Genomic DNA, 3,906 nt, shown 5'->3' on the forward strand with positions numbered 1-3,906 from the left:
AACAGCTAGTTGTTGATTTAATTGGTATACTAATTTTATCAACCGAAACAAAGGATTGGAGATTTACATGAAAAAACAGCGTAACATTATTTTATATATTGGTACTTCAATTGATGGATATATTGCAAATGATGATGGTACATTAGAGTGGTTAGAATCAACTGAAGTAGAAGGAGATTCTGGTTACAGTTCACTCCTCGAAAGAATTGACACTGTAGTTATGGGTAAAGGAACTTATGATGTCATTCGTGGATTTGATATGAATTATCCTTATAGTGATTATAAAAATTATGTATTTTCTAAATCTGTTAGTGGATCAGATGAATATGCTTCATTTATTAATGAAGAGGTCAAAACTTTCATTAATACTATAAAACAAAAGCCTGGTAAAGATATATGGTTAATAGGTGGAGGAAACTTAGCTTGTGAATTTTTCAAAGAAAATTTAATTGATGAATTCCAACTAGCCATTGCACCAATTATTTTAGGAAAAGGAATCTCTCTTTATAACGGAGAGGATATTACTCTAAAATACAAATTAACCAAAGTAGAAAAATTAGATCAACTTGCTATGCTTCATTATGTAAAAAAATAATTTTCATCATCTTTTCCTTTGTTAGCAGTGGAAGATTTTTACTGAAATTAAATAACTATATTTATAACCCCGTCCTAAAATTTAGAACGGGGTTATACTAGTTAGAGCTATTAAAATTAATAACTATACTGTCTTTCTACAATTTTCACGGTATTGTAAGCGAGAAAATTAAGCTTTTTTTCAAAGTACCAAGTGTAATAGAAAATAAATTATAGTCTAACCTTAACCTCAGTACCGTCCTTAGCTTTGACATCTACTAGCACTATCCCCTTATAATTTTTCAGTTCCTCGACGATAGGCTTTAGCGTATTTTTGTCTATTAGTGGAAAGGTAAAGTCCAGTTTTTTTCTTTCGAAGTGCTCTTTTGTCCATTTGTTTACATTTTGCTGAAGAAATTTTGAAGACAAAATGGAAATAACAATGTTTAAAATAGCATATGGGATGGGGATGGTAAACCGAACGTCTTTTGCTTTCACTTTTACATGCATCATAAGCAAACCACTAATCAATGATGACCGAAACGGTATCCCCGTTTGCCGATTTAATATCAACAATTTGGCCATCTAATTCGTTTTCGATTGCTTCAATAATAAGGTTTATGTCTATATCTTTAACGTATTTTTCCGATTGAGGAATACTCGCTGCGATGCTGTGTCCAGCCATTAATACTGCCTTGACAAGTTTTATAGGCAAATTGACCGTGACGTTATCATTTTCGGTTGATACAACACGAATTTTTAATGTTTTATCTAAATATTTTGCTGGTTTTTCAAAAAGCTTATTACCTGTTTCTTCTTTCTCTTTTAATACTTGAATCAGTTCTGAACCCTTATCTGCATCAATCTTCCCTTCTTGAACCATTGTTAACACTCTTGTAATTTCCTCTTTCATGATCCATTCCTCCTATTACTCTTTTAAGAGCTTAATGGCTTCTTCTGGTGTGATTTCGCCATTTTCCAACATGGTGACAACTTTTTTCTCGTCAACTTCATTTTTCTTCTTCTGCACATATCCAAGGGATGAAATGATGTCTGTTAGTTTGCTTCGAACCGTTGGATACGAAATACCCAGTTCCTTTTCAACTTCTTTGATATTCCCTCTGCATGTAATAAATACTTCTACGAAATGCAGCTGATCCTTTGATAAGGATGCCAGCTTAGATAATTCAAACTCATTTTCAATCGTAGTGTGACAATGAGTGCATTGCAACTTTGTAATTTTTAAAGTTTTACTGCAGACAGGACAATTTGTAATTACTTGATATGCCATAATGAAAATCCTTCCTTTTTGTTGATTCGATTATATAACAATAAATAAAAATAATAAATAATAAAACTTAATTTCTTTGATAAAAAAATCAATAATATTAAGTTAATGTTTAATATTATTGATTTTTCGTTATGGTCATTCGTAACGTATTATATTTGCCATAATAGTTTTAATGAGTTTTTTAAAAATTAGAAGGAGGTACCTATACTTTATTAGGGGAGTAGAGTACTGGATAACTATTCCTTTTTCCTTCGTGATTCAATACTTAAATGACAGAATAAATGCATCCTACAGAGCGGGAACGAGAAAAACAACGGATTTAGAAGAGATGGGCGGAGAATATCTTGCAAGCGTTGGTGTACATAGGTACAAGTTTTACAGATTTGGTTTTTTACACCATATTCTGTATTTACAAAAAGTGTTTAACGAAGTACTATTATGTTATACGATATATCGTATAACATAATATGTTAAAGAATGAAAGTAGGTTTGTATGAAAATGGCATATAATGGAGGGCCGATGACCGAAGCAATGTATTATGTACTGCTAGCGCTGATGCATCCAAACCATGGTTATCAGCTTATGCATGCAATTACAGAAGTTTCGAATGGCAGAGTAAAAATGGGACCGGGGACACTTTATGGAGTACTATCACGAATGCAAAAAGACGGTCTTATTTCATTAGAAGAAGATGATGGCCGAAGAAAAACTTATCAAATTACACCAGAAGGAGAACAAGCTCTGCGCATAGAGTATAGGAGATTAAAATCCTTGATAAAAGACGGCAATATTTTAGAAGAAGGTGAAGAGAATGAATAAGACTGTCTACAAACTTCGTCCCAGTGATTATTGGCGAATCGGGGAGCATGAAAGCTGGTTTGCAGATATGGCTGCTGAGGGATTCCAACTGAAAAGGATGAGACTGCATTTTGCCGAATTTGTTAAAGGTGAGCCCCAAAAAATGAGGTACAGAATTGATGTATCTATGAAGATCACACCAGAACAAATACAGATGTATGCTGAAAGTGGATGGGACTATGTGACGAGCTATAATTTTTTTCACGTATTTTCATCCCCTGTTGAGCTTAATGCACCAGAGATTCATACAGACCCCGCAGAACAATCTTATACATTAAAGAAACTAGATAAGAAATTAGCTAAGAATGCATGTATAACTGTAGCTGCAATTATCTTAATGATCGGTATGTTGTTTTCTATTTGGTTTCTCGATGGGACACCTACCTTCATTTTGGTCGAAGGGATGGTTATTCAACAAACTGTTTTAACCATTTTCTTTGGATATATGGCCTATACATCGCTGCAAGCAGCTATATCCATTCGTGTTTTGCGAAAAGATCTGATCGAAGGAAAACCTATTGATCATCATGCTCCTTGGAAGAGGCACTATCGATTAAATTCTATTATAGCTTTATTTTTTACAATCGTTGTTGGATTGAGTGCTATACTTCCATTCACACAGCTTGTAAAAGGTTATACAAAAACATTGCCAGAAGCAAGTCTTGACTTACCGATTGTCAGATTAGCAGATGTAGAGCAGAATCCTGCTTTGGTTCGGGGGGAATCTTCATATATGAGAGATAATGTTGATTGGGATAATCGGTATTCGTATGATTGGAGTCCGTTGGCACCAGTGCAATATGATACAGATGAAAACGGGGTAGTCCCGGGAAAAATGTGGGAGGATGGCAGTGGTGAATATTCACCAAGTATTCATACAAGGGTTTTTCAGCTCAGTGTTCCATCTATAGCGGATCATCTGATTTCTGATTTAATAAAAAGATATAGTTATGAAAATAGTCATAGAGAGTTTGTTGAAACAAAGCATCCAGATTTGGATCTTTTGATTGTTCATGAGGAAGAAGAGTCGAAAGAAGTGTTTGCTTCTATGGGAAAAGCCGTTATATATGTTCGTTATCATGGTTATGCAAATATAAATTCAGTAATAGAAAACATAGTAGAGAAAATGGAGCTTATTTCAGATTAATACTAGAATTTGAATCTAGGAATTAGGCTATATTAG

The 3,906-nt window shown here is 33.8% G+C and carries 6 protein-coding genes; 3 read left to right on the forward strand and 3 right to left on the reverse strand.

The window, feature by feature from the left end:
- Positions 1–67: 67 nt before the first annotated feature.
- Positions 68–595: a dihydrofolate reductase family protein gene (locus V7164_RS17605; RefSeq protein ID WP_335354740.1), complete on the forward strand. Its 528-nt coding sequence runs from the start codon at positions 68–70 to the stop codon at positions 593–595.
- Between the two features lie 209 nt (positions 596–804).
- On the opposite strand, the gene V7164_RS17610 is transcribed toward V7164_RS17605, so the two are convergent.
- From V7164_RS17610 to V7164_RS17620, 3 genes are read right to left on the reverse strand one after another with little or no spacing between them, the layout of a single operon-like run.
- Positions 805–1,086, reverse strand: a complete 282-nt coding sequence (locus V7164_RS17610) for a hypothetical protein (RefSeq protein ID WP_335354741.1) — start codon at positions 1,084–1,086, stop codon at positions 805–807.
- A 10-nt stretch (positions 1,087–1,096) separates the two neighbouring features.
- Complete coding sequence (locus V7164_RS17615) at positions 1,097–1,486, reverse strand: SHOCT-like domain-containing protein (RefSeq protein ID WP_335354742.1); 390 nt, start codon at positions 1,484–1,486, stop codon at positions 1,097–1,099.
- A 15-nt stretch (positions 1,487–1,501) separates the two neighbouring features.
- Entirely contained in the window at positions 1,502–1,864 is a 363-nt protein-coding gene (locus V7164_RS17620; RefSeq protein ID WP_335354743.1) for a DUF2089 domain-containing protein, read from the reverse strand.
- 520 nt (positions 1,865–2,384) lie between these two features.
- On the opposite strand from V7164_RS17620, the gene V7164_RS17625 reads away from it, so the two are divergent.
- Both V7164_RS17625 and V7164_RS17630 read left to right on the forward strand, forming a co-directional pair.
- Positions 2,385–2,684 carry a PadR family transcriptional regulator gene (locus tag V7164_RS17625; protein WP_335354744.1) on the forward strand — a complete coding sequence of 100 codons (300 nt, stop codon included), beginning with the start codon at positions 2,385–2,387 and terminating at the stop codon, positions 2,682–2,684.
- Positions 2,677–3,870, forward strand: a complete 1,194-nt coding sequence (locus V7164_RS17630; protein ID WP_335354745.1) for a DUF2812 domain-containing protein — start codon at positions 2,677–2,679, stop codon at positions 3,868–3,870. Before V7164_RS17625 ends, V7164_RS17630 begins: the two co-directional genes overlap by 8 nt.
- The last annotated feature ends 36 nt before the right edge of the window (positions 3,871–3,906 follow it).

It is taken from the genome of Bacillus sp. JJ1474 (assembly GCF_036965225.1).
GTDB lineage: Bacteria > Bacillota > Bacilli > Bacillales > Cytobacillaceae > Cytobacillus.

Excerpts from the sequence above, each read along its gene's own strand:
- V7164_RS17605 (WP_335354740.1), top strand. The coding sequence starts at position 68 with ATGAAAAAACAGCGTAACATTATTTTATATATTGGTACTTCAATTGAT.
- V7164_RS17610 (WP_335354741.1), bottom strand. The coding sequence starts at position 1,086 with ATGATGCATGTAAAAGTGAAAGCAAAAGACGTTCGGTTTACCATCCCC.
- V7164_RS17615 (WP_335354742.1), bottom strand. The coding sequence starts at position 1,486 with ATGAAAGAGGAAATTACAAGAGTGTTAACAATGGTTCAAGAAGGGAAG.
- V7164_RS17620 (WP_335354743.1), bottom strand. The coding sequence starts at position 1,864 with ATGGCATATCAAGTAATTACAAATTGTCCTGTCTGCAGTAAAACTTTA.
- V7164_RS17625 (WP_335354744.1), top strand. The coding sequence starts at position 2,385 with ATGACCGAAGCAATGTATTATGTACTGCTAGCGCTGATGCATCCAAAC.
- V7164_RS17630 (WP_335354745.1), top strand. The coding sequence starts at position 2,677 with ATGAATAAGACTGTCTACAAACTTCGTCCCAGTGATTATTGGCGAATC.